The organism is Pseudomonas sp. QC2, assembly GCF_002859085.1.
Taxonomy (GTDB): Bacteria; Pseudomonadota; Gammaproteobacteria; order Pseudomonadales; family Pseudomonadaceae; genus Aquipseudomonas; species Aquipseudomonas petroselini.
Genome location: NZ_PKKS01000019.1, coordinates 13,326 through 38,647, shown reverse-complemented (window position 1 = coordinate 38,647; position 25,322 = coordinate 13,326). Strand labels below are relative to the sequence as shown.

Genomic DNA, 25,322 nt, shown 5'->3' with positions numbered 1-25,322 from the left:
CGCCAGTTCCAGGCAGGCGTTCCTCTTCAGGAGACTCCGATGTCCGTTGAGCAAGCCCCGGTGCAACGTGCCGATTTCGACCAGGTGATGGTTCCCAACTACGCACCTGCCGCCTTCATCCCCGTGCGTGGCGCAGGTTCGCGCGTATGGGACCAGGCGGGTCGAGAGCTGATCGACTTTGCCGGCGGCATCGCGGTCAACGTATTGGGTCACGCCCACCCGGCGCTGGTCGGTGCGCTGACCGAACAGGCCAACAAGCTGTGGCACGTGTCGAACGTGTTCACCAATGAGCCGGCCCTGCGCCTGGCGCATAAGCTGATCGACGCCACCTTTGCCGAGCGCGTGTTCTTCTGCAACTCCGGCGCCGAAGCCAACGAGGCCGCCTTCAAGCTGGCCCGTCGCGTGGCGTTCGACCGTTTCGGCACTGAGAAGTACGAGATCATTGCCGCGCTGAACAGCTTCCACGGCCGTACCCTGTTCACCGTCAACGTCGGTGGCCAGTCGAAGTACTCCGACGGTTTCGGGCCTAAAATCACGGGTATCACCCACGTCCCTTATAACGACCTCGACGCGCTGAAAGCCGCCGTGTCGGACAAGACCTGCGCCGTGGTGCTGGAGCCGATCCAGGGCGAAGGCGGCGTACTGCCGGCCGAATTGGCCTACCTGCAAGGCGCGCGTGAGCTGTGCGACGCGAACAACGCACTGCTGGTGTTCGACGAAGTGCAAACGGGCATGGGCCGCAGCGGCCACCTGTTCGCCTACCAGCATTACGGCGTGGTGCCGGACATCCTCAGCAGCGCCAAGAGCCTGGGCGGCGGTTTCCCGATTGCGGCGATGCTCACCACGGAGGCGCTGGCCAAGCACCTGGTGGTCGGCACCCACGGCACCACCTACGGCGGCAACCCGCTGGCGTGCGCGGTCGCCGAGGCGGTGATCGACGTGATCAACACCCCCGAGGTGCTGGCCGGCGTCAACGCCAAGCACGACCTGTTCAAGGCGCGCCTGGAGCAGATCGGCAAGCAATACGGCATTTTCACCGAAGTCCGTGGCATGGGCCTGCTGATCGGTTGCGTGCTGAGCGATGCCTTCAAAGGCAAGGCCAAGGACGTGTTCAACGCGGCCGAGAAAGAAAACCTGATGATCCTGCAAGCCGGCCCGGACGTGGTGCGTTTTGCCCCAAGCCTGGTGGTGGAAGAGGCGGACATCAACGAAGGCCTGGACCGTTTTGAGCGTGCCGTGAAGTCGTTGACACAAGCCTGATGGACCGTTCGGCGCCTGGCGATCAGGCGTCGAGCAAAATTCTGTAGGCCGGACCGAGTCAAATGTGGGAGCTGCTTTTTGTGGCGAGGGAGCTTGCTCCCGCTGGAGTGCGAAGCGCTCCCAATATCTTTGGGGCCGTTACGCAGCCCAGCGGGAGCAAGCTCCCTCGCCACAAAAGCCGGCTCCCACATTTGGACCTGTGTTGAATCAGGACCTGTCCGGCATTTTTCCCTGTGAGTTTTTCGAGTTAAGGAGTGACACCATGCTGGTGATGCGCCCCGCGCAAATGGCTGATCTGGGCGAGGTACAGCGTCTGGCTGCGGACAGCCCGATTGGTGTCACCTCCTTGCCGGACGATGTGGAGCGCCTGAGCGATAAAATCGCCGCCAGCGAAGCCTCCTTCGCGGCCGAGGTGAGTTTCAACGGTGAAGAGAGCTACTTCTTTGTGCTCGAAGACACCGAGACCGGCAAGCTCGCCGGCTGCTCGGCCATCGTCGCCTCGGCCGGTTACTCGGAGCCGTTCTACAGCTTCCGTAACGAAACCTTCGTGCACGCCTCCCGCGAGCTGAAGATCCACAACAAGATCCACGTGCTTTCCCAGTGCCACGACCTGACCGGCAACAGCCTGCTCACCAGTTTCTACGTGAAGCCTGCGCTGGTCGGTTCGCCGTGGTCGGAACTCAACTCCCGTGGCCGCCTGCTGTTCGTCGCCAGCCACCCCGAGCGCTTTGCCGACTCGGTGGTGACCGAGATCGTCGGCTACAGCGACGAGAACGGTGATTCGCCGTTCTGGGACGCCATCGGTCGCAACTTCTTCGACCTCAACTACGCCGCCGCCGAGCGCCTGTGCGGACTGAAAAGCCGCACGTTCCTCGCCGAGCTGATGCCGCACTACCCGATCTACGTGCCGCTGCTGCCGGACGAAGCCCAGGAAGCCATGGGCCAGGTGCACCCGCGTGCGCAGATCACCTTCGACATCCTGATGCGCGAAGGCTTCGAGACCGACCATTACATCGACATCTTCGACGGTGGCCCAACGCTGCATGCGCGGGTGTCGGGCATTCGCTCCATCGCCCAGAGCCGCGTGGTGCCGGTGAAGATCGGTGAGATGGTCAAGGGTGTCGGCCGCCAGTACCTGGTGAGCAACGCGCAGTTGCAGGATTACCGCGCGGTGATGCTGGAGCTGGATTACGCGCCGGGTAAACCGGTGACGTTGGACCTCGCAGCGGCCGAAGCCCTGGGTGTTGGCGAAGGCGCGAGCGTGCGCCTGGTAGCGGTTTAAAAAGAGAGTTTCGCGGGTGGCTGACCACAGCGGCCCGTTCGAGGAGATAGCATGATCGTTCGTCCCGTACGCAGCAGCGATTTACCGGCCCTGATTGATCTGGCGCGCAGCACCGGCACCGGCCTCACCACCTTGCCGGCCAACGAAGAGCGCCTGACCCATCGTGTGGGCTGGGCGGAAAAGACCTTTCGCGGCGACGCCGGGCGCGGCGATGCCGACTACCTGTTCGTGCTGGAAAATGACGAAGGCCGCGTGGTGGGCATTTCTGCCATCGCCGGCGCCGTTGGCTTGCGTGAGCCCTGGTACAACTTCCGGGTCGGCCTGACCGTCAGCGCCTCCCAGGAGCTGAACATCTATCGCGAGATTCCGACGCTGTTCCTGGCCAACGACCTCACCGGCAATTCCGAGCTGTGCTCGTTGTTCCTGCACGCCGATTACCGCACCGGACTCAACGGCCGCATGCTGGCCAAGGCGCGCCTGCTATTTATCGCTGAGTTCCCGCAGTTGTTCGGCAGCAAGATCATTGCCGAGATGCGTGGCGTGTCCAACGACGCCGGGCGCTCGCCGTTCTGGGAAAGCCTGGGTCGGCACTTTTTCAAGATGGAATTCAGCCAGGCCGACTACCTCACCGGCGTGGGCAACAAAGCGTTTATCGCCGAGCTGATGCCGAAGTTTCCGTTGTACAGCTGCTTCCTGTCCGAGGATGCGCGCAACGTGATCGGCAAGGTCCACCCGGACACCGAACCGGCGCTGAGCATGCTCAAGAGCGAAGGGTTCAGCTACCAGGGCTACGTCGACATCTTCGACGCCGGCCCCGCGGTGGAGTGTGAAACCACCAAGATCCGCGCCGTGCGCGACAGCCAGTCGCTGGTACTGGCCATCGGCACGCCGGGGGACGACGCCACGCCGTTCCTGATCCATAACCGCAAGCGCGAGGATTGCCGCATTACCGCCGCACCGGCCCGCCTGGCGGCAGGCACGCTGGTGGTCGATCCGCTGACCGCCAAGCGCCTGCAACTGGTGGTGGGTGATCAAGTGCGCGCCGTACCGTTGTCCGCTGCTCGGGAGTCGAAACAATGAATTCGCTGTATATCGCAGGTAGCTGGCTGGCTGGCCAGGGTGAACTGTTTGAGTCGCGCAACCCGGTGACCCAGCACGTGCTGTGGTCCGGCAACGGTGCGACTGCCGAGCAGGTTGAATCCGCCGTGCAGGCCGCGCGCCAAGCATTCCCGGCCTGGGCCCGGCGCCCGCTGGAAGAGCGTATCAGTGTGCTCGAGACCTTCGCAGCCACGCTGAAAAACCGCGCCGATGAGATCGCCCGTTGCATCGGCGAAGAAACCGGCAAGCCGCTCTGGGAGTCGGCCACCGAAGTCACCAGCATGGCCAACAAGATCGCGATCTCGGTGCAGAGCTACCGCGAGCGTACCGGCGAGAAGAGCGGCCCCCTGGGCGATGCCACCGCTGTACTGCGCCACAAGCCACACGGTGTGGTGGCGGTGTTCGGGCCTTACAACTTCCCGGGTCACTTGCCGAACGGGCATATCGTCCCGGCCTTGCTGGCGGGTAATACCGTGCTGTTCAAGCCGAGCGAGCTGACCCCTAAAGTCGCCGAGCTGACCGTGCAATGCTGGATTGAAGCCGGCCTGCCGGCGGGTGTGCTGAACCTGCTGCAAGGCGCGCGGGAAACCGGCATCGCCCTGGCGGCCAACCCCGGCATCGACGGGCTGTTCTTTACCGGTTCGAGCCGTACCGGTAACCACCTGCACCAGCAATTCTCAGGGCGCCCGGACAAGATCCTGGCCCTGGAAATGGGCGGCAACAACCCGCTGGTGGTCGACGAAGTGGCCGACGTGGATGCGGCGGTCTACACCATTATTCAGTCGGCGTTTATCTCCGCCGGCCAACGTTGCACCTGTGCCCGTCGCCTGCTGGTGCCGGAAGGCGCCTGGGGCGATGCGTTGCTGGCGCGCCTGGTGGCAGTCAGCGCGACGATTGCAGTCGGTGCGTTCGACCAGCAACCGGCGCCGTTCATGGGGTCGGTGATTTCCCTGGCGGCTGCCAAGGCGTTGATGGATGCCCAGGAACTGATGTTGGCCAACGGCGCCGTGGCGCTGCTGGAAATGACCCAGCCACAGGATCAGGCTGCGCTGCTGACGCCAGGCATCATCGATGTGACCGGCGTGACTGCGCGCGAAGACGAAGAATTGTTCGGCCCGCTGTTGCAGGTGATCCGCTACGCGGATTTTGCAGCGGCGATTGCCGAGGCCAACAACACCCAGTACGGCCTGGCCGCGGGCTTGTTGTCGGATTCCGAAGCGCGCTACCAGCAGTTCTGGCTGGAAAGCCGCGCCGGTATCGTCAACTGGAACAAACAACTGACCGGCGCCGCCAGTACCGCGCCGTTCGGCGGGGTAGGGGCGTCGGGCAACCATCGCGCCAGTGCCTATTACGCGGCGGACTATTGCGCATACCCGGTGGCCTCGTTGGAGACCCCGAGCCTGGTGGTCCCGGCAACGCTGACCCCCGGCGTGCGCTTGTCTTAGGGGGGCAATGAAACCCTGTGGCGAGGGAGCAAGCTCCCTCGCCACAGAAGCTTTGTTATTGATGCCTATAAAAATACAGATGTTCGTGGAGCCTCGCCGATGAAATCCTATGAAGTCAATTTTGACGGTCTAGTGGGGCCGACCCATAACTACGGCGGTTTGTCCTACGGCAACGTCGCGTCCCAGAGCAACAGCCAGCAGTCTTCCAATCCGAAGGAAGCGGCGTTGCAGGGCCTGCAGAAAATGAAAGCCCTGATGGACATGGGCTTTGTGCAAGGTGTGTTGGCCCCCCAGGAGCGTCCGGATGTGGCCGCCTTGCGCAACCTCGGTTTCAGCGGTACCGACGCCCAAGTCATCCAGCAGGCGGCCAAGCACGCCATGCCGCTGCTGGTCGCGAGCTGCTCGGCGTCGAGCATGTGGGTGGCCAATGCCGCCACCGTCAGCCCGAGTGCCGACACTGCTGACGGCCGCGTGCATTTCACCGCCGCCAACCTCAACTGCAAGTACCACCGCAGCATTGAACACCCGACCACCAGCCGCGTGCTGGGGGCGATGTTTGCCGACCAGAAGCACTTCGCCCACCACGCCGCGTTGCCGGCGGTGGCGCAGTTCGGTGACGAGGGCGCGGCCAACCACACACGCTTCTGCCGCGATTATGGCGAGGCGGGCGTGGAGTTTTTTGTGTACGGGCGCAGCGCCTTTGATACCCGTTACCCGGCACCCCAGAAGTACCCGGCGCGCCAGACGCTCGAAGCGTCCCAGGCGGTCGCGCGCTTGCACGGCTTGCAGGACGACGGCGTGGTCTACGCCCAGCAGAACCCGGCGGTGATCGATGCCGGCGTGTTCCACAATGATGTGATCGCGGTGGGCAACGGTGAAGTGCTGTTCTATCACGAGGATGCGTTCCTCAATACCGAGCAGATGCTCGGCGAACTGCACGGCAAGCTAGGCAAGCTGGGCGGCCACTTCCAGTCGGTGTGCGTGCCCCGCGCCCAGGTCAGTGTCGAGGACGCGGTGCGTTCCTACCTGTTCAACAGCCAGCTGCTGAGCCGCGCCGATGGCTCGATGCTGCTGATCGTGCCGGAAGAGTGCCGCGCCAACGAACGCGTCTGGCAGTACCTGCAAGGCCTGACCGCGTCCGGTGGGTTGATCCGCGAAGTGAAGGTGTTCGACCTCAAGCAAAGCATGCAGAACGGCGGAGGCCCTGCATGCCTGCGCTTGCGTGTCGCCTTGAACGAAACGGAACTGGCGGCGGTGAATCCAGGCGTTATCATGACGGCGCCGCTGTACGACACGCTGACCCAATGGGTCGACAAGCACTACCGCGACAGCCTGCGTGAAACCGACCTGGCTGACCCGCAATTGCTGCTTGAGTGCCGGACGGCACTGGATGAACTGACGCAAATCCTTAAACTGGGCTCGGTTTATCCGTTCCAGATCAATTAACGCCACCTTCTTTTACGCCCTATGCTGAGAGCTACTCTATGACCACCGACACCCTGAAACTGATCCTTGAGGACACCGACGGCACCCAGCTGGAAACCTCCTGCACCCGCGTCGCCGTGGTGTGGCAGGGCAAGGAGATCTGGATCCAGCACGACGGCCGTGGCCAACTGCTGATCGGTGTGGACGTGGAAGAAGGCGACGCCGAGTACGCCAACCTGTTGATGCGCCCGCTGGCTACCAACCTGATGAGCCTGCAACTGGAAATGGAACCGGCCGACGTTGAAGGCGATGACGACGACCACGTCCACGGTCCTGGCTGCAACCACTAAGGAAGCTGCTTATGCTCGCCCTCGGCAAACTGCTTGAACTGACCCTCGCCGGTCGCGAACCGGCGCAAAAAATTCAACTGACTGTCGACGGCGTGCAGATGCGCTGGCTCAGTGAGGGCGCGCTTGAAGTGCGCCCACCTGAGGCCCGCGACAACGGCAGCGACCTGCTGCTGTCGTCCGGCATCCATGGCAATGAAACCGCGCCGATCGAACTGCTCGACCGCCTGTTGCATGGCATCGCCCGTGGGGAGATCAAACCCCGCTCTCGTGTCCTCTTCCTGTTCGGCAACACCGAGGCCATGCGCCGCGGCGAGCGTTACCTCGAGCTGGACGTCAACCGGCTGTTCAACGGTCGGCATGAAAAAAACATCGGCCCCGAAGCCATGCGCGCCGCCGAGCTGGAGCAACTGGCTCGCAGTTTCTTCAGCCTGCCGGGCCGTTCGCGCCTGCATTACGACCTGCACACGGCCATTCGTGGCTCGAAGATCGAGCAGTTCGCCTTGTACCCGTGGAAAGAAGGTCGCCAGCATTCACGTCACCAACTGGCGCGCCTGAACGCTGCAGGCATGCAAGCGGTGCTGCTGCAGAACAAGACCTCGATCACCTTCACCGCGTTTACCTATGAACAGTTGGAGGCCGAGGCTTTCACCCTGGAATTGGGCAAGGCGCGGCCGTTTGGGCAGAACCAGGGCGTGAATGTTTCCCGCCTGGAGCTGCGCCTCAAGCAGATCATCGAAGGCACCGAACCTGAGACTGACAGCCTGGACGGGTTGAAACTGTTCGCCGTGTCGCGCGAAGTCATCAAGCACAGTGATGCGTTCCTGCTGCATTTGCCGGCTGACGTGGAAAACTTTTCGGAGTTGGAAAAGGGTTATCTGCTGGCCGAAGATGTGGCCAAGACGCGCTGGGTGATCGAGGAGGAGGGTGCACGCATCATCTTCCCTAACCCGAAGGTGAAGAATGGTTTGCGGGCGGGGATATTGATTGTGCCGACGACGGATGCCGGCCTGGCCTAGATCTCAAGTCTTAACCGGATCCAAATGTGGGAGGGAGCAAGCCCCCTCCCACATTTTGTTTTGCTGTGTTGCTTAGACGGCTAGCGCGCGCGGCTCGCTGCGACGGATCGCCCGCACTTTGTGCAGGGTGTCGGCGCAGGTACGCGCAGCTTCCTGGCCCTTGTGCACGAAGTGCTCGTAGAAGAACGTGGTGTGCTCGCTGCCGGCGTGGAAGTGGTGCGGGGTCAGCGACACCGAGAACACTGGCACTTCGGTTTCCAGCTGCACCTGCATCAGGCCGCTGACCACCGATTGGGCGACGAATTCGTGGCGGTAGATACCGCCGTCAACCACCAGCGCGGCGGCAACGATGCCGGCGTAACGGCCGGTCTTGGCCAGCAGCTTGGCGTGCAGGGGCATTTCAAAGGCGCCGCCGACTTCGAAGAAATCGATGTCCGATTCCTGGTAGCCCTGGGCGATCATTTCGGCGAGGAAGCCTTTACGCGATTGGTCGACAATATCCTTGTGCCAGCAGGCCTGGATAAACGCGACGCGCTCGCCGTGATGGTTTTTGCTTTTGCTGTCGATAGCGGTGGGTTGCATGTTCTGACTCCTGTTTAAGAAAAAAACAGGGCGTTATGAATCGAATGGGATTTAAGGGTACGCAAGCACACGGGGTGCGCGGCCCTTAGGTGCCAATCCCGTTCTCTCTTCATCCGGACTATGACCGTCGGCCCCGGGATCACACCGGGTCTGCTGACCTTGTCGCCGTACCGCGTGAGCAGTTCGAGGCGCCAAGCGCTCGCGGGCTATGCACATTGCGTGCAATTACCGCCGGTGGGGAATTGCACCCCGCCCTGAGAACGTTGCCGCCAGAACCCTGGCGGCGGAGAGTTTTTAACACGGTTTTTCGAAAACTGCACGACCGCCGTATCGATAAGCTATATCGGTTTGTTTGGTTGGTATTCGATTCAATGCAGCGGGGGCTTGATATTCCGAGGCTTTGCCCGCAGTAATCATGCTTATAAGGCACTTATTCAAATCGTCAGAGGCTTGATTCATGTCCGTGATTGACCTGCGCAGCGACACCGTGACCCAACCCACCCCTGGCATGCTCGATGCGATGGCCACTGCCGCCAGCGGTGATGACGTCTACGGCGAAGACCCCAGCGTCAACCGCCTGGAAGCCGAGCTGGCCAAGCGCCTGGGGTTTGCCGCGGCGTTGTTCGTGCCCACCGGCACCATGAGCAACCTGCTGGCGTTGATGGCGCATTGTGAGCGCGGCGAGGAATACATCGTCGGCCAACAAGCTCACACCTACAAATACGAAGGGGGCGGGGCGGCGGTGCTCGGTTCGATCCAGCCCCAGCCCTTGGACGTGCAGGCGGACGGCTCACTGGACCTGGACCAGGTGCTGGCTGCGATCAAGCCGGACGATTTCCACTTCGCCCGCACCCGCCTGCTGGCGTTGGAAAACACCATGCAAGGCAAGGTGTTGCCGCTGGAGTACCTGGCGAACGCCCGCGCGTTCACCCGTGAACATGGCCTGGCGCTGCACTTGGACGGCGCGCGGCTCTACAACGCAGCGGTCAAGCTGGGGGTGGATGCGCGCGCGATTGCCCAGCACTTTGACTCGGTGTCGGTGTGCCTGTCCAAAGGCCTCGGCGCGCCGATCGGCTCGGTGCTGTGCGGCTCCACGGCGCTGATCGCCAAGGCCCGGCGCCTGCGCAAGATGGTCGGTGGCGGTATGCGCCAGGCCGGTTCCCTGGCGGCGGCGGGGTTGTATGCCCTGGATCACCAGGTACAGCGCCTGGCCGATGACCATGCCAATGCCCTGTGGCTGGGGGATGCGCTGCGCGAGGCCGGGTACAGCGTGGAGCCGGTGCAGACCAATATGGTCTACGTGCAGATCGGTGACCGGGCCGATGCCCTGAAGGCCTTTGCCGCCGAGCGCGGGATCAAGCTGAGCGTTGCGCCGCGGCTGCGCATGGTCACGCATATGGATGTCAGCCGCGCGCAGATGGAGCGCGTGCTGCAGGCATTTGTCGAGTTTTCGCCAAAATGAGCGTGCAGACCGTCTAATTGAACCTCTCTATCGCATAAACACGCTGTACCACCGGCAAAGGGCCGATATAATGCGGCCCTTTGCCGTCGCTTCGTCTGATGATGTTGCGCACTGGCCTTTGGCCGCAGACTCCGTGGAAGAACCTAATGAAAAGCGCAGAAATCCGTGAAGCCTTCCTTCGCTTCTTCGAAGAGCAAGGTCACACCCGTGTCGCCTCCAGCTCCTTGATCCCAGGCAATGACCCTACCCTGCTGTTCACTAACGCGGGGATGAACCAGTTCAAGGACTGCTTCCTGGGCCAGGAAAAGCGCGCCTACACCCGTGCCACCAGCAGCCAGAAGTGCGTGCGTGCCGGCGGCAAGAACAGTGACCTGGAAAACGTCGGCTACACCGCCCGCCACCACACCTTCTTCGAAATGCTGGGTAACTTCAGCTTCGGTGACTATTTCAAGAAAGATGCGATTACGTTCGCCTGGACCTTCCTCACCGGCGTGTTGAAGCTGCCCAAGGAAAAACTCTGGGTCACCGTCTATGCCACCGATGACGAAGCCTACGACATCTGGACCCAGCAAATCGGTGTGCCGGTCGAGCGCATGATTCGCATCGGCGACAACAAGGGCGCGCCTTACGCCTCCGATAACTTCTGGACCATGGGTGATACCGGCCCATGCGGCCCCTGCACCGAGATTTTCTATGATCACGGCGCCGACATCTGGGGTGGCCCACCGGGCTCGCCGGAAGAAGACGGCGACCGTTACATCGAGATCTGGAACAACGTGTTCATGCAGTTCAACCGCACCGCCGATGGCGTGTTGCATCCGCTGCCGGCGCCGTCGGTGGATACCGGCATGGGCCTGGAGCGGATCAGTGCGGTGATGCAGCACGTTCATTCCAACTACGAAATTGACCTGTTCACCAACCTGCTGAGCGCTTCGGCCGCGGCCATTGGCTGTGCCAATGAAAGCCAGTCTTCGCTCAAGGTGGTGTCGGACCACATCCGTTCCTGCGGCTTCCTGATTGCCGACGGTGTACTGCCGTCCAACGAAGGCCGTGGCTACGTGCTGCGTCGTATCATCCGTCGCGCCTGCCGCCACGGTAACAAGCTGGGCGCCACCGGCAGCTTCTTCTACAAAATCGTGGCCGCGCTGGTTGCCGAGATGGGCGAAGCCTTCCCGGAACTCAAGCAGCAGCAAGGCAACATCGAGCGCGTGCTCAAGGCTGAGGAGGAGCAGTTCTCCAAGACCTTGGAGCACGGCTTGAAGATTCTGGAACAGGACTTGGCTGAGCTCAAAGGCACCGTTGTGCCGGGCGATGTCGTGTTCAAGCTGTATGACACCTACGGGTTCCCGATGGACCTCACCGCCGACATCGCCCGTGAACGCGAGTTGACCATCGATGAGGCCGGTTTTGAACGTGAGATGGAAGCCCAGCGTGTGCGTGCGCGTTCCGCCAGTTCCTTTGGCCTGGACTACAACACCCTGGTCAAGGTTGACGTGCCCACCGAGTTCACCGGTTACAAGGCTACCGTTGGCGCGGCCAAGATCGTTGCCCTCTATAAAGACGGCAAATCGGTCGACGTGTTGAGTGAAGGCGACGAGGCGGTTGTGGTCCTGGACCAGACGCCGTTCTACGCCGAATCCGGTGGCCAGATTGGCGACTGCGGTTTCCTGAGCTCGACGTCCGGTCGTTTTGAGGTGCGCGACACCACCAAGACCGGCGGTGCGTTCCTGCATCACGGTGTGTTGGTGTTGGGCAACTTGACGGTCGGTGCGCCGGTGGACACCCAGGTCGATGCCGACGTACGCCATGCAACGGCGCTGAACCACTCGGCCACGCACTTGTTGCACGCGGCACTGCGCCAGGTCCTGGGCGAGCACGTCCAGCAGAAAGGTTCGTTGGTGGACAGCCAGCGCCTGCGCTTTGACTTCAGCCATTTTGAAGCGATCAAGCCTGAGCAGATCAAGGCCCTGGAAGACATCGTCAACGCTGAGATTCGCAGGAACACTGCGGTAGAAACCGAAGAGACCGACATCGAGACCGCCAAGGCCAAGGGTGCCATGGCGTTGTTCGGCGAGAAGTACGGCGACAATGTTCGCGTACTGAGCATGGGTGGCGACTTCTCGGTGGAGCTGTGTGGTGGTATTCACGCCAACCGTACCGGCGACATCGCCCTGCTGAAAATCATCAGCGAAGGCGGCGTCGCGTCCGGTGTGCGTCGTATTGAGGCGGTGACCGGTGCTGCGGCCCTGGCCTACCTCAATGCAGCTGAAGAGCAACTCAAGGAAGCGGCCAGCCTGGTCAAGGGCAGCCGCGACAACCTGATCGACAAGCTGTCCGCTGTGCTGGAGCGCAACCGCGCCCTGGAGAAACAGCTGGAGCAGTTGCAAGCCAAGGCGGCCAGCGCTGCAGGTGACGATCTGTCGGCTTCGGCCGTGGACGTCAAGGACGTCAAAGTCCTGGCTGCGCGCCTGGATGGTCAGGACGGCAAGGCGTTGTTGGCCCTGGTCGATCAGTTGAAGAACAAGCTCGGCCGCGCAGTGATCCTGCTCGGCAGTGTCCATGAGGATAAGGTCGTTCTGGTTGCCGGTGTAACCAAGGACCTGACTGGCCAACTCAAGGCCGGTGATTTGATGAAGCAAGCCGCCGCGGCAGTGGGCGGGAAGGGCGGTGGTCGTCCGGACATGGCGCAAGGCGGTGGTGTAGACGCTGGCGCCCTGGACGCGGCCCTGGCCCTGACCGTGCCGTTTGTCGAAGCAGGTATTTAAGGCACTGTTAACCGGCCCGTGGTCTAGTCACGGGCTGCTCGGTGCTGGTTGATTGGATATTAGGCGCCCCTTTACGGGCTGAGGCGGCTTAGAAATGGCTTTGATCGTACAGAAATTTGGAGGCACCTCGGTCGGTTCCGTCGAAAGAATCGAGCAGGTGGCCGACAAGGTTAAGAAATTCCGCGATGCCGGCGACGATCTGGTGGTGGTGCTGTCGGCCATGAGCGGCGAGACCAATCGCCTGATCGATCTGGCCAAGGCAATCAGTGGCGACCAACAGCCGCTCCCGCGTGAGCTGGATGTGATCGTGTCCACCGGCGAGCAGGTGACCATCGCCTTGCTGGCCATGGCGCTGAATAAGCGTGGTGTGCCGGCGGTGTCCTACACTGGCAGCCAGGTGCGTATCCTGACCGACAGCGCGCATACCAAGGCGCGTATCCTGCAGATCGATGATCAGAAAATCCGTACTGACCTGAAAGCCGGGCGCGTGGTAGTTGTAGCAGGCTTCCAGGGTGTGGATGAGCAGGGCAACATCACCACCCTCGGGCGTGGCGGTTCGGACACCACCGGCGTGGCACTGGCCGCGGCGCTCAAGGCCGATGAATGCCAGATCTACACCGATGTGGATGGCGTCTACACCACCGATCCGCGTGTGGTGTCCGTGGCCCAGCGCCTGGACAAGATCACCTTTGAAGAGATGCTGGAAATGGCCAGCCTCGGTTCCAAGGTGTTGCAGATCCGCGCGGTGGAGTTCGCCGGCAAGTACAACGTTCCGCTGCGCGTATTGCACAGCTTCAAAGAGGGTCCGGGCACCCTCATTACTATTGATGAAGAGGAATCCATGGAACAGCCGATCATTTCCGGTATCGCTTTCAACCGTGATGAAGCCAAGCTGACTATCCGTGGCGTGCCAGACACCCCGGGCGTGGCCTTCAAGATCCTGGGCCCTATCAGCGGCGCGAACATCGAAGTCGACATGATCGTGCAGAACGTTTCGCACGATAACACCACCGATTTCACCTTCACGGTGCACCGCAACGAGTACGATGCGGCCGAGCGGATCCTGCAGAACACAGCGAAGGAAATCGGCGCCCGTGAAGTGGTCGGCGATACCAAGATTGCCAAAGTGTCGATCGTGGGCGTAGGCATGCGTTCCCATGCCGGCGTTGCCAGTCGCATGTTCGAGGCGCTGGCCAAGGAAAGCATCAACATCCAGATGATTTCCACCTCGGAAATCAAAGTCTCGGTGGTGATCGAAGAGAAATACCTGGAGCTGGCTGTGCGTGCTTTGCACACCGCTTTTGAGCTGGACGCTCCGGCCCGACAGGGCGAGTGATGCAGTGCCAGGAAGGCGCGGTTTACCGCGCCTTTCTTTTTTTGTAGGGCGCATGTTCTTTTGCGCGCGCTCGACAATACTTAGGCGGTAGGGCTATGGCCTTTTGGTTGTAGGTCGAAGGCCTTTTTTTTGCAGACTGTTGTTCCTGAACTGAAATGCGTGAGGAGAAAGGTATGCTGATTCTGACTCGTCGTTGCGCAGAAAGCCTGATTATCGGTGATGGCGAAATCACCGTGACCGTGCTCGGCGTCAAAGGCAATCAAGTACGTATCGGGGTTAACGCTCCGAAAGAGGTAGCGGTGCACCGCGAGGAAATCTACCTGCGGATCAAGAAAGAGAAGGACGAAGAACCAAGCCTTTAATTTTTATCGTTTTTTATGTTTGCAAACGGGGATGAACGTGGTTAATATACGCCCCGTGTTGCGGAGAGCTGGCCGAGTGGCCGAAGGCGCTCCCCTGCTAAGGGAGTACACCTCAAAAGGGTGTCGGGGGTTCGAATCCCCCGTTCTCCGCCATTATTTGCTTAGTACGTTGCAATCTGGTTTTTTCGGTAAGTGCTTGAAATTACTCGAAAAAATAGCTTTACATAGAGATTGAACGGCCTATAATGCGCGGCAACAAATGCACTCGTAGCTCAGCTGGATAGAGTACTCGGCTACGAACCGAGCGGTCACAGGTTCGAATCCTGTCGAGTGCACCATTTAAGAGTCAGTTGCAGTCATGCAGGTGATTCGGTTACAACCAGTTGTGATCTGGTCTAAAAACACAATCTGCACTCGTAGCTCAGCTGGATAGAGTACTCGGCTACGAACCGAGCGGTCACAGGTTCGAATCCTGTCGAGTGCACCATACAAACAAAAAGCCCGCCAAGTGCGGGCTTTTTGCCGTCTGGGGTTTGTGTAGGATTTCATCTTTTTCTCCTGCTCCCCTGTGTTTTCCTTTCTTGCTGCGACGTCGCAGTTCATAGATGCAGCCAATACTCAACTTTGGCTCGCAAGCGCTTGTTCTTTCCAGTTTTTTAACGTTTAAAGTGGCCGGGCGGTGTATCATTGCGCCCGTCAGCCCCGCCGGGGCTTGTGGAATACCTCCATGGACTTACCCAGTAGTGACTCAGTACCCCGTTTTACCAATCATGAATTGACTGATTGATCCTTCCGGCGTGCCCCGCTGCTGGGAGTGGAGCTCGCCTATGACCGAAGTAGAAGTAAAGAAAACACAAGAAAGCCTGCAGGATCGTCTCGCTCAAGTCATCGAGCTGCTGCAGCGCCAGCGCGTGGTCGAAGACCTGACGCACCGCCAGGATGGCCCGAATAACAACCTGGTCGAAAACCTGGTTCACCGGCAAAACCTCGTCGAGTTGCAGCGCAAGCTCGACGACCTGCACTCCGCCGACGTCGCCTATATTCTCGAAGCCTTGCCGCTGGATGATCGACTGACCCTCTGGCAGTTGGTCAAGGCTGACCGCGACGGCGATATCCTGCTCGAAGTATCCGACTCGGTTCGTGAAACCCTGATCGCCGACATGGACGATCACGAGCTTCTGGCGGCAGCCAAGGAGATGGACGCCGACGAGTTGGCTGACCTGGCCCCTGAACTGCCTCGTGATGTTGTCCATGAACTCATGGAAGCGCTGGACACTCAGCAGCGCGAGCGTGTGCGTTCGGCGCTGTCTTACGATGAGGATCAGGTCGGTGCCCTGATGGACTTCGAGATGGTCACCATCCGCGAAGACGTCAGCCTGGAAGTGGTCCTGCGTTACCTGCGCCGCCTCAAGGAATTGCCTGGCCACACCGACAAATTGTTCGTGGTTGATTACGAAGGCATTCTCAAGGGTGTGCTGCCGATCAAGCGCCTGCTGGTCAATGATCCGGACAAAAGAGTGGCGGATCTGATGGCCAGTGACACGGTCAGTTTCCACCCGGATGAAGATGCCTACGATGCCGCCCAGGCGTTCGAACGTTATGACTTGATCTCGGCGCCGGTGGTCGACAAGAACGGCAAGTTGATCGGTCGTTTGACCATCGATGAAATCGTCGACCTGATTCGTGAGGAAAGTGAAACCGAAGTCCTCAACATGGCCGGTTTGCGTGAAGAGGAAGATATTTTTGCCTCGGTCTGGCGTTCGTTGCATAACCGCTGGGCCTGGCTGGCGGTCAACCTGATTACCGCCTTTATCGCGTCGCGCGTGATCGGGCTGTTCGAGGGTTCAATCGAGAAGCTGGTGGCGCTGGCGGCATTGATGCCGATCGTTGCCGGGATCGGCGGTAACTCCGGCAACCAGACTATTACCATGATTGTGCGTGCGATGGCGCTCGATCAGGTGAGTACCGCCAACTCGTCGCGCCTGCTGCGCAAAGAGTTGGCGGTGGGCCTGATAAACGGCCTGGTGTGGGGGGGAGTGATCGGTGTGGTCGCCTACTTGCTATATGGCAGTTGGTCCCTTGGCGTGGTGATGACCGCTGCCATGACGCTCAACCTGCTGCTCGCTGCGCTGATGGGGGTGCTGATCCCCATGACCCTGGCCCGCCTTGGGCGTGACCCTGCCATGGGGGCCAGCGTGATGATCACGGCCATGACCGACAGTGGTGGCTTCTTCATCTTCCTGGGCCTGGCAACGATCTTCCTGCTCTGATCGTTCATCGCATGCCGGCTCCTCTCTGGGCGCTGGCTTTTTGTGGCGAGGGAGCTTGCTCCCGCTCGGCTGCGCAGCAGTCGTATCCCTGGCAGGTGCTTCGCGCTCCAGTGCAAGCAAGCTTGCTCGCTAAAGAAGCTCGGCTTCTATAGATTCCCACCAAATCCCAGGCAAAAAAAAGCCAGCACATGGCTGGCTTCGGCTTTCAGTTGCAAATCAATTGGCTTCTGCGGCCGCCTCAACGTCGTGCGCGATAAGCGAGACGAGAGCATTTTGCTGACGGTGGGAGAGCTGACGAAAACGCTGCAGCAGTTCGCGTTCGTGCAGCGACAGCTCGGGGCTGTCCATGCGCATGCTCAACTCGTCGCCCAGCGCACCTTCCTGAATGAGGCTTTGTTCCAGGCGAGCGATGATCTCGGAGTTCATGCTGCGGTGATGATTGCGAGCCACCTCGGCAATGCGTTCCCGCATTCCGTCTGGCAGACGTACGACGAACTTGTCAGCCGTACGGCTGGAATAAATTGCCTGTTTCAATGGGCGCATATATTTAACCGGTTAGTTCAGGGGAGCGGTTTTTGGAATTGGCCGCAAGATGAGTGTTAAGACAAGGCTCACGACCAAAGTTCAACCTGAATTGCAAAGAGGCCGCATCATGCCTCAGATTTGCCAGTTCCTTGGCGTCAATTCTGTGACAAATATTGAACTGCCTAGAGGCTTTATGCCAGCACTCATTTGCATTTTTGCGGACTGGTTGGAAAACTTTTGCATACGCAATCGCGCAGGGGAACTTCCCGTAAGTCCAGGCCACCACAGGGTTTGAGGTCGCACATGCTATCGCAAAGTGGCCTTTTGCCCTTAGGTTTAAGACTAGTGGCAATTTGCCGATTAGCGAGGATGAGGCGACATAAGGTAAGGCGGGAGGGGGATCAGCGCAGGACCGGGTCGAATTTGATCCGACGACCCACAATCAGGGTGAGCAGCAGCAGGCTGGCAAACACGGCACTGGCAATGAACGCCGTGGTTTGGCCGTCTTGTGACTCAGCGCCCAGTCCAAGCATGCCGGTGAACGCGGTCAGGCACAGAAACAGCCAGGCAAATTTGGTCATCGGTGGCCTCCTCAGAAAACCCAGTGTTCAGATGCAGGTGCCGCCTGGGTGCCTTGGGTCAGGCGGACGGGCGACTGTGCGTTCGGTGTCATCACCGCCAACTGTGGGCGCTGTTGAAGATGATGCGGCACGGCCTGGCTGATCTGCGCCGGGTCATTGCTGCCAGTCGATTGGAAATGGAACGTGACCAACGCGGCCAAGGCGACGGTATTGAGGGCTAACAGAAGGGCACTGTTCATGGTTATGTTCTCCGCTTAACGCCGTGGCTTGTTGGGTTTGTAGGAGAAGTATTGCAGGTGCCGTGCCAAACTATTAATCCAATAAAATCAATGGCTTGAGTCTACTTCAAATGCCGGAAAGGTTGCAATTTGCAATGATGGCATTTTGGGGGGGTGCATTTTGCACGATGGTAGCAAGTGCCCGTGTTTGCGGGGGCTGGCCGCAATCACTCGGGTGTGGGTTGGCCTACACTCGAAAAGCCTACGGACGACATGACAAAACCCACCTCGGCCGTTAACATGCACGCCGTCCGTCGCCGCGTCTTTGGCTCGACGTCGGTCATTTGTCCCAGTAGCTCAATTGGATAGAGCATCCCCCTCCTAAGGGGAAGGTTGGCCGTTCGAACCGGCCCTGGGACACCAGGTTCAAAGCCCTGCACAGAATATTCTGGCAGGGCTTTTTTGTGCGCGTTTTCCAACGATTCAGTCGAACCTTGCTGCAGTCCAGGGTTCACAGCACGTGCACGGTGTATTTATCGCAATCCGTGTATCCCGCAAGCGGCCGGACAGCGTCTGAGTCTGTAAGCAAATTAATCCCCGGAAACAGCGCCTGCCGCCTGTCCGGACCCGGCCACCCCGGACTATCATGCCGATAGCCCTGTCTCTCACTGCAAGGAGCCGCTCGGAACGCCGATGCGCCAAATCTGGAAATCTTTTCGAGCCCTTTATTTCGCCTCCTTGATGATGCTGATCGGCTCCGGCCTGCTCAGTACTTACCTGGCCCTGCGCCTGGCGGCCGACCATGTCGACAGCCTGTGGGTGGGTGCGCTGATGGCGGCCAACTATTTTGGCCTGGTGCTGGGCGGCAAGATCGGGCACCGCCTGATTGCCCGGGTCGGGCATATCCGGGCCTATGCCACCTGTGCCGGTATTGTCGGTGCGGCCGTGCTGGGCCACGGCCTGATCGATTGGCTGCCGGCCTGGATAGTGCTGCGGATGATCGTGGGCCTGGGCATGATGTGCCAGTACATGGTCATCGAAAGCTGGCTCAACGAGCAGGCGGACGCCAAGCAACGCGGCGTGGTGTTCAGCGGCTATATGATTGCGTCTTACCTGGGCCTGGTACTCGGCCAGTTGATCCTGGTCATGCACCCTCAGCTCGGCCTTGAGCTGTTGATGCTGGTTGCCCTGTGTTTTGCCCTGTGCCTGGTGCCGGTGGCCATGACTCGGCGGATTCACCCGGCGGCCCTGCACCCGGCGCCGATGGAGCCGCGCTTCTTTATCAAGCGCGTGCCGCAGTCGTTGAGCACCGTGCTGGGGGCGGGGTTGATCGTGGGCTCGTTCTACGGTCTGGCGCCGCTCTATGCCTCTCAACAAGGCTTGACCACCGAGCAGGTGGGCCTGTTCATGGGTAGCTGCATTTTTGCCGGCCTGCTGGTGCAGTGGCCGCTGGGGTGGTTGTCGGACCGCTATGATCGCGCGCTGCTGATTCGTTGTTTTGCCCTGTGCCTGGCGGTGGCGGCGTTGCCGTTGGCAATAATGACCAAGGTGCCGCTGGAAGTTCTGTTTGTGGCGGGTTTCTTGTGTTCGCTGGTGCAGTTCTGCCTGTACCCGCTGGCAGTGGCGTTCTCCAACGACCATGTGGAAGGTGATCGTCGGGTATCCCTCACGGCGATGCTGCTGGTCACGTACGGCGTAGGCGCCAGCATTGGGCCGTTGCTGGCCGGTGTGGTGATGAAGATGTTCGGCAGCCACATGCTGTATGCGTTTTTCAGCCTGTGTGCGTTGATCCTGGTGTGGCGTATCCGGCCGAAAGCCGTCACCAATTTGCATCAGGTGGAAGACGCGCCCCTGCATCACGTGGCGATGCCCGACAGTATGTCCAGTTCACCGCTGGTGGCTGCTCTGGATCCGCGTGTCGATGAGCAGGTGGTGCAGGAGCAAATGCAAACCGCTGCCCCGGAACCTGAGCCGGAGACGGAGACGGATCCCGATCCGCAGGCGGATGAGCCGCTCTTTGAAGGGCCGCCTGAGCCTGCAGGGCCTGACGAACACCCTCACGACTTGAGCAGGGCGCGCCCCTGAACGTAAAAACGGGCAGGTCCATCAGGATCTGCCCGTTTTTTTTACAGCGATCTTTTCAGGTTTAAAAGTCGTCGTCTTTGTCGAAACGCCGTGCTTCGCGTTGCAGTTGGTAAACAAAGCGCTCGACCTGGCGCTGCACCAAGCCACTCATATTGTGGAAGCGCACGCCGGCGAAGGTGGTGTTGATCTTCTCTTCGAAGTGCAGGTAGCGCAGTTCGACTGAGGTTGTCATGCTGCCAAAGGGCAGGGCGGCGATGAAACGGTCATACACCTGGCCCAGCTGCAGGCGCTCGGAGATATCTCCTTCAAAGCGCAATTTGCAGCCCGTCGCGGAAATATCCAGCAGCTTACCGTTGACCGGGGCCTTGAGCTTCTCTCCACCCAGTTCGATGTTGACCAGTTGCGCCAGCTTCAAGGCGGCGCGGAACGCATTGCGGCGCTGATGGTAAACCACTTCGGCGGGCAGGCTGCCGGTGTAGATGCGGTGGCCGTCCTTTTCGCTGATGCTCAGGCTGCCGTTGCTTTCCCACGCAATGCGCACACCGTCGTGGAAGCCTTCAATGCGGAAGGGTTCGCCATTTTCGAGGTGGCGTTCGCCATCGCGGGGGATCATTTCATCCAGGGCCAGGGAGCCGCCGTCGCGGTTGACGTCGACCAGGTAGCTCTGGAAGCGCTGGCTGCGTTCGTGGAAGGTGATGATCAGCGGGTCATGGCTTTCTTGCAGCATCCGCAAGGTGCTGGCGATTTCCAGAGGGGTGGTGAGGACCTTGGGTGGCTGCGGAGCATCTTCCGCATTAAGGGCGTTGAACACGGTTCTTCCATCTCCAGACAAAATACGACTACACGCAAGAGCAGGCATTCTGCCAGTATGTGGCGCGTCTTGGATAGCCGCGCTGTAAACCGGCGTCAGGCTTGGCTGCGAGTGCTTGGCTTGACCAGGCGCGAGGTGGAACCTTGAGCGTTGTAAAGCGCTGGAGGCTCTCCGCCGTGAAGTATACGCAACTGGTTGGCGGTCGTAGCTTGCTGAAGCTGGATCGACTGACCGTTGAGCAGGTTGGCTTCCTGGCACTGGGCGAGCAATTGATTGAGTTCTTTGCTCTGGGCCAGTAATTGATCGCCGACCGAAGAGTGGCTGGCCAGCTGCGCCAGGCCGTCATGGTCTGCGGGCAGGCCAAGGCTGACGAGGATCTGGCTGCGTTTTTTGCCATGCTGTTCCAGCAGGACAATCAGCGATTGCTTGCGCGCTAGAATTTCTTCCAGCAGCGGCATGTCGCGGCCGTAGAGGGCCAGGGATTCTTCCCTGAGTAGCTCGAGCAGCTGTTGCGTCGGCGCTAGATCATCAATGATCAGTTGAAGCAGATTTTCGTCGTGATGCATGGCTGGCCTTGGGTTTTAAGCGTCCAAAAGCCCGGCGCAGGCCTTTGCCTAGCGCTCGGCTTCGAAATTAAGCAGCTTGCTGGCTACACGGTTGCTGTCGACTTTATAGCTGCCATCGGCGATTGCCTGTTTCAATTCGGCCACACGGGCTTTATTGACCACCGGTTGATCGCGCAGCGAGTCAGTGACCTTCTGCAACTGTTGAGCCTCATTGCTCAGGTGTACGGATTCCCCGCTTTGGCTGACGGCGGCCTGTTCTGCCTTGGCGGGCAGTGGCTGGGCCTTGGCTTCTACGTTTTCCTTGGTACCGGTGGTACGCGTAGTGCCTGACGTTGTCGGGGTGTTATTTAAACGGCTGAAATCGATGACCATGATCAAAAAACCTCTGGGTATTTGGACGCTTGCCATGTTTTCGGCAATACCCGGACGAACTTTAGGCGCGAATGACAATAAATCTGCGCACGGAATATCTCGTGCACAGTGTAGAAAAACCCAGCGTCCTCTGCCAGCACTCTATAAAGCAACCTCGACTTGCCCGGGGGCCGTCACTCGCGCCTTGATGACGCGGTTGGAGTTGAGGTTCTTGACCCGTATCTGCTCACTCATGCCACCGTTGGACAGTGCCTCCCCCGGCATTTTTACGTTCAGCCCGCCACTGCTGGCGGAAATCACCACCTGATCGCCCTTGCGAATCACCTCTGCCTGTTCAAGATGCACCAGGGTGATGACTTGGTCTGTTACCACTGGTCGGGTTAATTTCTGTCCGACCGCTTGGTCGAGGGAGGTCAGGTAGCCCTGGCTGATCATGCTGATGTCGCGTTCGCGCAGTACCACATCTTCGAAACCAATGATGCCGGTACGTTTCATTGGCCGGGCAACCACCACCACATCGCGGAACAGTTTGACCTGTGCCGGCACGAACACTGTCCAGGGCGAGGCGCCGTCGCAACGCACCTTCACCGTCACGCGGCCGATGGGTTGGGCGGGGCTTTCCAGCGTGGCTGTCAATTCCTTGTCGCACATTGGCATGCGTAAACGCGGGTCCAACTGGTTGACTTGGATTTCATAACGCCCCGGCGTCTGAGTGGTTGCCAGATAATCTTCTACAGTGAACTCAAGAAAGCCTTGAGTGACGCCGATAAGTAGATCAGGCAATGTGACGTTATCGGCACGGGCCGTGGTGCCCAGGCTAACAGCAAGCAATGCCATCGCGGCGCAGAGCAATCTGCGCAATCGTCGGGCACCAGGGCGTCGGGAAACTGTCGTTTTAATATCCATAAACCAATAAATAGCAAAGCTCGTGCCGTTTAGTGTTGGGTGCGCATCGCACCCCCAAAGGTTTTAGCGTAGGAGTCAAGGCATGGCAGGAGTAATGGATTCAGTAAACCAGCGCACACAGCTGGTAGGGCAGAATCGCCTGGAGTTGTTGCTTTTTCGTCTGGATGGCAAGCAGCTGTATGGCATCAATGTGTTCAAGGTGCGGGAAGTGCTGCAGTGCCCCAAGTTGACCATCATGCCCAAGTCCAGTCCTGTGGTCTGTGGCGTCGCTAACATCCGTGGCGCGACGATTCCGATTCTTGATTTGGCCCTGGCCACCGGTTCCGCTGGGTTGCAGGACCGCGAGAACCCGTTCGTGATCATTACCGAATACAACACCAAGACCCAGGGTTTCCTGGTGCGCTCGGTGGAGCGCATCGTCAACATGAACTGGGAGGAGATCCATCCGCCGCCCAAGGGCACCGGTCGCGATCACTACCTCACGGCGGTGACGCGGGTCGATAACCAGTTGGTGGAAATCATCGACGTGGAGAAGATCCTCGCCGAAGTCGCGCCCACGTCCGAATCGATTTCCGTCGGTGTGGTGGACGCCGAAACCGCGCACAAGGCTATTTCGCTGCGGGTACTGACGGTGGACGATTCCTCGGTGGCGCGTAAACAGGTGACCCGTTGCCTGCAAACCGTCGGCGTCGAAGTGGTAGCGCTCAACGATGGTCGCCAGGCGCTGGATTACCTGCGCAAGCTGGTGGATGAAGGCAAGAAGCCGGAGGAAGAGTTCTTGATGATGATCTCTGACATCGAGATGCCGGAAATGGACGGCTACACCCTCACGGCCGAGATACGCAACGATCCGCGCATGCAAAAATTGCATATCATCCTGCATACTTCGTTGTCGGGTGTATTCAACCAGGCGATGGTCAAGAAAGTCGGTGCCGATGACTTCCTGGCCAAATTCCGTCCTGATGACCTGGCATCCCGGGTAGTCGACCGGATCAAGGCAGCAGATCATAGCTAGGGGCCTTTTCCCTGGCGGTCTTACGATTTAAGAGGCGGTATCAGTGTCTACGGGTAATTTGGATTTTGAACAGTTCCGGGTCTTCCTGGAAAAAGCCTGTGGCATATTGCTCGGTGAAAACAAGCAGTACTTGGTATCCAGCCGTCTCAACAAAATGATGGAGCAGCAGGGCATCAAGTCTTTGGGTGAGCTGGTACAGCGCATCCAGGGGCAGCCGCGCAGTGGGCTCAAGGAGATGGTGGTCGATGCCATGACCACCAACGAGACCCTGTGGTTTCGCGATACCTATCCGTTTGAAGTGCTCAAGAGCAAAGTGCTGCCGGAAGCTATCAAGGCCAGCCCGGGCCAGCGTCTGCGCATCTGGTCTGCTGCCTGCTCCTCGGGGCAGGAACCGTATTCGATTTCGATGTCCATCGATGAGTTCGAGCGAACCAACATGGGCCAGTTAAAGGCAGGCGCGCAAATTGTTGCCACCGACCTGTCCGGCACCATGCTCACCAACTGCAAGACCGGCGAGTACGACAGCCTGGCCCTGGGCCGTGGTTTGTCCCAGGAACGCCTGCAACGTTACTTCGACCCCAAAGGGGCCGGGCGTTGGGCGGTCAAGGCGCCGATCAAGAGCCGCGTGGAGTTTCGCTCGTTCAACCTGCTCGACAGCTACGCGAGCCTGGGCAAGTTCGACATGGTGTTTTGCCGCAACGTGCTGATCTACTTCTCGGCCGAGGTGAAGAAAGACATCCTGCTGCGCATTCACGGCACGCTCAAGCGCGGCGGCTATCTGTTCCTCGGGGCTTCCGAAGCGTTGAATGGCCTGCCGGACCATTACCAGATGGTGCAGTGCAGCCCTGGGATCATCTACCAGGCCAAGTAAGACGATCTCACTCGATCAATGTGGGAGGGGGCTTGCTCCCGATGGCGATGGTTCAGTTGATATAGCTATCACTGACACACCGTCATCGGGAGCAAGCCCCCTCCCACATTTTTTTGCGGCAAATTTCAAGAGAGCGGCAACTCCCCATTGCCGCTTTACTGGCGCCACGCGGAAATCGCTTGCCGCTTTTCTGGCATCGTCGCCGGCAACCGCCTCGCAAGCCCTTGATATACGGGCCTCCATCAGATTGGCATGCACCTTGCTATAACCCTGTTAACGAAAAGCAGGTCAGCCTAAAGGTTTCCGCCATGAGCATCAGCTTCGATAAAGCGCTCGGTATCCACGAAAAAGCCCTGGGCTTCCGCGCCCAGCGTGCTGAAGTCCTGGCCAACAACATTGCCAACGCCGATACCCCGAACTACAAGGCTCGGGACCTGGACTTCTCTGCCGTGCTCGCCGCCCAGCAGGACAAGACCAAGAACGGCACCTTCGCCTTGAACATGACCAACAGCCGTCATATTGAAGCGCAAGGCCTGAGCAGTGGTGACGAGTCGTTGCTGTATCGCACGCCGATGCAGCCGTCGATCGACCAGAACACCGTCGACGCGCAGCTGGAGCAATCGGCCTACGCCGAGAACTCGGTGAACTTCCAAGCCAGCTTCACCCTGCTTAACAGCAAATTCAAAGGGCTGATGTCAGCCCTGCGCGGAGAGTAAGCC

Annotated in this window: 24 protein-coding genes, 4 tRNA genes and 1 riboswitch; of the genes, 20 read left to right on the top strand and 8 right to left on the bottom strand. The window is 59.7% G+C overall.

The genetic code is table 11. The annotated features are described in order from the left end of the window. Positions 1–39: 39 nt before the first annotated feature. The 7 genes from QCBJ_RS18110 (at position 40) to astE (ending at position 7,876) form a co-directional block, all read left to right on the top strand. A complete protein-coding gene (locus tag QCBJ_RS18110; RefSeq protein ID WP_093545472.1) occupies positions 40–1,260 on the top strand; it encodes an aspartate aminotransferase family protein in 1,221 nt (406 codons plus the stop codon). A 262-nt stretch (positions 1,261–1,522) separates the two neighbouring features. After that, positions 1,523–2,542 carry an arginine/ornithine succinyltransferase subunit alpha gene (aruF, locus tag QCBJ_RS18105; protein WP_015885475.1) on the top strand — a complete coding sequence of 340 codons (1,020 nt, stop codon included), beginning with the start codon at positions 1,523–1,525 and terminating at the stop codon, positions 2,540–2,542. Positions 2,543–2,593: 51 nt separating this feature from the next. After that, positions 2,594–3,622, top strand: a complete 1,029-nt coding sequence (gene astA / locus QCBJ_RS18100; RefSeq protein WP_015885474.1) for an arginine N-succinyltransferase — start codon at positions 2,594–2,596, stop codon at positions 3,620–3,622. After that, a complete protein-coding gene (gene astD / locus QCBJ_RS18095; protein WP_064055097.1) occupies positions 3,619–5,085 on the top strand; it encodes a succinylglutamate-semialdehyde dehydrogenase in 1,467 nt (488 codons plus the stop codon). The genes astA and astD overlap by 4 nt, the downstream gene beginning before the upstream one ends. A 99-nt stretch (positions 5,086–5,184) precedes the next feature. Next, positions 5,185–6,531 carry an N-succinylarginine dihydrolase gene (astB, locus tag QCBJ_RS18090; protein ID WP_015885472.1) on the top strand — a complete coding sequence of 449 codons (1,347 nt, stop codon included), beginning with the start codon at positions 5,185–5,187 and terminating at the stop codon, positions 6,529–6,531. Positions 6,532–6,569: 38 nt separating this feature from the next. Further along, on the top strand, positions 6,570–6,860 hold the full coding sequence (locus tag QCBJ_RS18085; RefSeq protein WP_003214319.1) for a hypothetical protein: 291 nt from the start codon (positions 6,570–6,572) through the stop codon (positions 6,858–6,860). A gap of 11 nt (positions 6,861–6,871) precedes the next feature. After that, positions 6,872–7,876 (top strand): succinylglutamate desuccinylase, encoded by a 1,005-nt coding sequence (gene astE, locus QCBJ_RS18080; protein ID WP_046035641.1) that lies wholly within the window; start codon positions 6,872–6,874, stop codon positions 7,874–7,876. A 72-nt stretch (positions 7,877–7,948) separates the two neighbouring features. Here astE and QCBJ_RS18075 read toward each other — a convergent pair whose 3' ends face one another. Beyond that, positions 7,949–8,458 (bottom strand): 6,7-dimethyl-8-ribityllumazine synthase, encoded by a 510-nt coding sequence (locus QCBJ_RS18075; RefSeq protein ID WP_015885470.1) that lies wholly within the window; start codon positions 8,456–8,458, stop codon positions 7,949–7,951. 96 nt (positions 8,459–8,554) lie between these two features. After that, positions 8,555–8,724: riboswitch (FMN riboswitch) on the bottom strand. A gap of 191 nt (positions 8,725–8,915) precedes the next feature. On the opposite strand from QCBJ_RS18075, the gene ltaE reads away from it, so the two are divergent. The 8 genes from ltaE (at position 8,916) to mgtE (ending at position 16,653) form a co-directional block, all read left to right on the top strand. After that, complete coding sequence (ltaE, locus tag QCBJ_RS18070) at positions 8,916–9,920, top strand: low-specificity L-threonine aldolase (RefSeq protein ID WP_015885469.1); 1,005 nt, start codon at positions 8,916–8,918, stop codon at positions 9,918–9,920. Between the two features lie 146 nt (positions 9,921–10,066). Beyond that, positions 10,067–12,685, top strand: coding sequence for an alanine--tRNA ligase (gene alaS / locus QCBJ_RS18065; RefSeq protein WP_064055095.1), 2,619 nt, complete (start codon positions 10,067–10,069; stop codon positions 12,683–12,685). A 94-nt stretch (positions 12,686–12,779) separates the two neighbouring features. Further along, positions 12,780–14,021, top strand: coding sequence for an aspartate kinase (locus tag QCBJ_RS18060; protein ID WP_010208327.1), 1,242 nt, complete (start codon positions 12,780–12,782; stop codon positions 14,019–14,021). Positions 14,022–14,194: 173 nt separating this feature from the next. Next, entirely contained in the window at positions 14,195–14,383 is a 189-nt protein-coding gene (gene csrA, locus QCBJ_RS18055; protein WP_003175645.1) for a carbon storage regulator CsrA, read from the top strand. A 62-nt stretch (positions 14,384–14,445) separates the two neighbouring features. Continuing rightward, positions 14,446–14,536 (top strand) — tRNA-Ser (locus tag QCBJ_RS18050). A 108-nt stretch (positions 14,537–14,644) separates the two neighbouring features. Then, a tRNA-Arg gene (locus QCBJ_RS18045) sits at positions 14,645–14,721 on the top strand. Positions 14,722–14,793: 72 nt separating this feature from the next. Beyond that, positions 14,794–14,870 (top strand) — tRNA-Arg (locus tag QCBJ_RS18040). 340 nt (positions 14,871–15,210) lie between these two features. Then, positions 15,211–16,653, top strand: a complete 1,443-nt coding sequence (mgtE, locus tag QCBJ_RS18035) for a magnesium transporter (protein ID WP_015885467.1) — start codon at positions 15,211–15,213, stop codon at positions 16,651–16,653. 216 nt (positions 16,654–16,869) lie between these two features. Here the strand turns inward: mgtE and QCBJ_RS18025 are convergent, their stop codons facing one another. The 3 genes from QCBJ_RS18025 to QCBJ_RS18015 all read right to left on the bottom strand — a co-directional run bounded on the left by QCBJ_RS18025 (position 16,870) and on the right by QCBJ_RS18015 (position 17,998). Continuing rightward, positions 16,870–17,196 (bottom strand): Arc family DNA-binding protein, encoded by a 327-nt coding sequence (locus tag QCBJ_RS18025; protein WP_015885466.1) that lies wholly within the window; start codon positions 17,194–17,196, stop codon positions 16,870–16,872. Positions 17,197–17,579: 383 nt separating this feature from the next. Continuing rightward, positions 17,580–17,759: a PA3371 family protein gene (locus QCBJ_RS18020; RefSeq protein WP_015885465.1), complete on the bottom strand. Its 180-nt coding sequence runs from the start codon at positions 17,757–17,759 to the stop codon at positions 17,580–17,582. An 11-nt stretch (positions 17,760–17,770) separates the two neighbouring features. Further along, positions 17,771–17,998, bottom strand: a complete 228-nt coding sequence (locus tag QCBJ_RS18015; protein ID WP_015885464.1) for a hypothetical protein — start codon at positions 17,996–17,998, stop codon at positions 17,771–17,773. Positions 17,999–18,323: 325 nt separating this feature from the next. On the opposite strand from QCBJ_RS18015, the gene QCBJ_RS18010 reads away from it, so the two are divergent. Next, positions 18,324–18,400: transfer RNA gene (locus QCBJ_RS18010), tRNA-Arg, on the top strand. A 270-nt stretch (positions 18,401–18,670) separates the two neighbouring features. Further along, positions 18,671–20,062 carry an MFS transporter gene (locus QCBJ_RS18005; RefSeq protein ID WP_102061275.1) on the top strand — a complete coding sequence of 464 codons (1,392 nt, stop codon included), beginning with the start codon at positions 18,671–18,673 and terminating at the stop codon, positions 20,060–20,062. 61 nt (positions 20,063–20,123) lie between these two features. On the opposite strand, the gene QCBJ_RS18000 is transcribed toward QCBJ_RS18005, so the two are convergent. The 4 genes from QCBJ_RS18000 to flgA all read right to left on the bottom strand — a co-directional run bounded on the left by QCBJ_RS18000 (position 20,124) and on the right by flgA (position 22,717). Then, the gene (locus QCBJ_RS18000; protein WP_015885462.1) at positions 20,124–20,873 is read right to left on the bottom strand and encodes a flagellar brake protein; all 750 of its coding nucleotides are present in this window, start codon (positions 20,871–20,873) and stop codon (positions 20,124–20,126) included. A 95-nt stretch (positions 20,874–20,968) separates the two neighbouring features. Beyond that, positions 20,969–21,439, bottom strand: coding sequence for a flagella synthesis protein FlgN (locus QCBJ_RS17995; RefSeq protein WP_015885461.1), 471 nt, complete (start codon positions 21,437–21,439; stop codon positions 20,969–20,971). A gap of 48 nt (positions 21,440–21,487) precedes the next feature. After that, positions 21,488–21,811 (bottom strand): flagellar biosynthesis anti-sigma factor FlgM, encoded by a 324-nt coding sequence (gene flgM / locus QCBJ_RS17990; RefSeq protein ID WP_015885460.1) that lies wholly within the window; start codon positions 21,809–21,811, stop codon positions 21,488–21,490. Positions 21,812–21,952: 141 nt separating this feature from the next. Further along, positions 21,953–22,717: a flagellar basal body P-ring formation chaperone FlgA gene (gene flgA, locus QCBJ_RS17985; protein ID WP_046035644.1), complete on the bottom strand. Its 765-nt coding sequence runs from the start codon at positions 22,715–22,717 to the stop codon at positions 21,953–21,955. 82 nt (positions 22,718–22,799) lie between these two features. Between flgA and QCBJ_RS17980 the strand changes: the two genes are divergently transcribed. The 3 genes from QCBJ_RS17980 to flgB all read left to right on the top strand — a co-directional run bounded on the left by QCBJ_RS17980 (position 22,800) and on the right by flgB (position 25,319). After that, the gene (locus QCBJ_RS17980) at positions 22,800–23,732 is read left to right on the top strand and encodes a chemotaxis protein CheV (protein WP_015885458.1); all 933 of its coding nucleotides are present in this window, start codon (positions 22,800–22,802) and stop codon (positions 23,730–23,732) included. A gap of 43 nt (positions 23,733–23,775) precedes the next feature. After that, on the top strand, positions 23,776–24,603 hold the full coding sequence (cheR, locus tag QCBJ_RS17975; protein ID WP_046035645.1) for a protein-glutamate O-methyltransferase CheR: 828 nt from the start codon (positions 23,776–23,778) through the stop codon (positions 24,601–24,603). 308 nt (positions 24,604–24,911) lie between these two features. Then, the gene (gene flgB, locus QCBJ_RS17970; protein ID WP_093545478.1) at positions 24,912–25,319 is read left to right on the top strand and encodes a flagellar basal body rod protein FlgB; all 408 of its coding nucleotides are present in this window, start codon (positions 24,912–24,914) and stop codon (positions 25,317–25,319) included. Positions 25,320–25,322: the final 3 nt, after the last annotated feature.

Bases quoted from the DNA above. Each gene is read 5' to 3' on its own strand.
- QCBJ_RS17995 (WP_015885461.1), bottom strand. From the start codon at position 21,439: ATGCATCACGACGAAAATCTGCTTCAACTGATCATTGATGATCTAGCG.
- astA (WP_015885474.1), top strand. From the start codon at position 2,594: ATGATCGTTCGTCCCGTACGCAGCAGCGATTTACCGGCCCTGATTGAT.
- astB (WP_015885472.1), top strand. From the start codon at position 5,185: ATGAAATCCTATGAAGTCAATTTTGACGGTCTAGTGGGGCCGACCCAT.
- QCBJ_RS18015 (WP_015885464.1), bottom strand. From the start codon at position 17,998: ATGAACAGTGCCCTTCTGTTAGCCCTCAATACCGTCGCCTTGGCCGCG.
- QCBJ_RS18020 (WP_015885465.1), bottom strand. From the start codon at position 17,759: ATGACCAAATTTGCCTGGCTGTTTCTGTGCCTGACCGCGTTCACCGGC.
- flgM (WP_015885460.1), bottom strand. From the start codon at position 21,811: ATGGTCATCGATTTCAGCCGTTTAAATAACACCCCGACAACGTCAGGC.
- ltaE (WP_015885469.1), top strand. From the start codon at position 8,916: ATGTCCGTGATTGACCTGCGCAGCGACACCGTGACCCAACCCACCCCT.
- QCBJ_RS18075 (WP_015885470.1), bottom strand. From the start codon at position 8,458: ATGCAACCCACCGCTATCGACAGCAAAAGCAAAAACCATCACGGCGAG.
- astE (WP_046035641.1), top strand. From the start codon at position 6,872: ATGCTCGCCCTCGGCAAACTGCTTGAACTGACCCTCGCCGGTCGCGAA.
- astD (WP_064055097.1), top strand. From the start codon at position 3,619: ATGAATTCGCTGTATATCGCAGGTAGCTGGCTGGCTGGCCAGGGTGAA.
- QCBJ_RS18025 (WP_015885466.1), bottom strand. From the start codon at position 17,196: ATGCGCCCATTGAAACAGGCAATTTATTCCAGCCGTACGGCTGACAAG.
- csrA (WP_003175645.1), top strand. From the start codon at position 14,195: ATGCTGATTCTGACTCGTCGTTGCGCAGAAAGCCTGATTATCGGTGAT.
- QCBJ_RS18005 (WP_102061275.1), top strand. From the start codon at position 18,671: ATGCGCCAAATCTGGAAATCTTTTCGAGCCCTTTATTTCGCCTCCTTG.
- flgB (WP_093545478.1), top strand. From the start codon at position 24,912: ATGAGCATCAGCTTCGATAAAGCGCTCGGTATCCACGAAAAAGCCCTG.
- flgA (WP_046035644.1), bottom strand. From the start codon at position 22,717: ATGGATATTAAAACGACAGTTTCCCGACGCCCTGGTGCCCGACGATTG.
- aruF (WP_015885475.1), top strand. From the start codon at position 1,523: ATGCTGGTGATGCGCCCCGCGCAAATGGCTGATCTGGGCGAGGTACAG.
- QCBJ_RS17980 (WP_015885458.1), top strand. From the start codon at position 22,800: ATGGCAGGAGTAATGGATTCAGTAAACCAGCGCACACAGCTGGTAGGG.
- QCBJ_RS18060 (WP_010208327.1), top strand. From the start codon at position 12,780: ATGGCTTTGATCGTACAGAAATTTGGAGGCACCTCGGTCGGTTCCGTC.
- alaS (WP_064055095.1), top strand. From the start codon at position 10,067: ATGAAAAGCGCAGAAATCCGTGAAGCCTTCCTTCGCTTCTTCGAAGAG.
- QCBJ_RS18085 (WP_003214319.1), top strand. From the start codon at position 6,570: ATGACCACCGACACCCTGAAACTGATCCTTGAGGACACCGACGGCACC.
- mgtE (WP_015885467.1), top strand. From the start codon at position 15,211: ATGACCGAAGTAGAAGTAAAGAAAACACAAGAAAGCCTGCAGGATCGT.
- QCBJ_RS18110 (WP_093545472.1), top strand. From the start codon at position 40: ATGTCCGTTGAGCAAGCCCCGGTGCAACGTGCCGATTTCGACCAGGTG.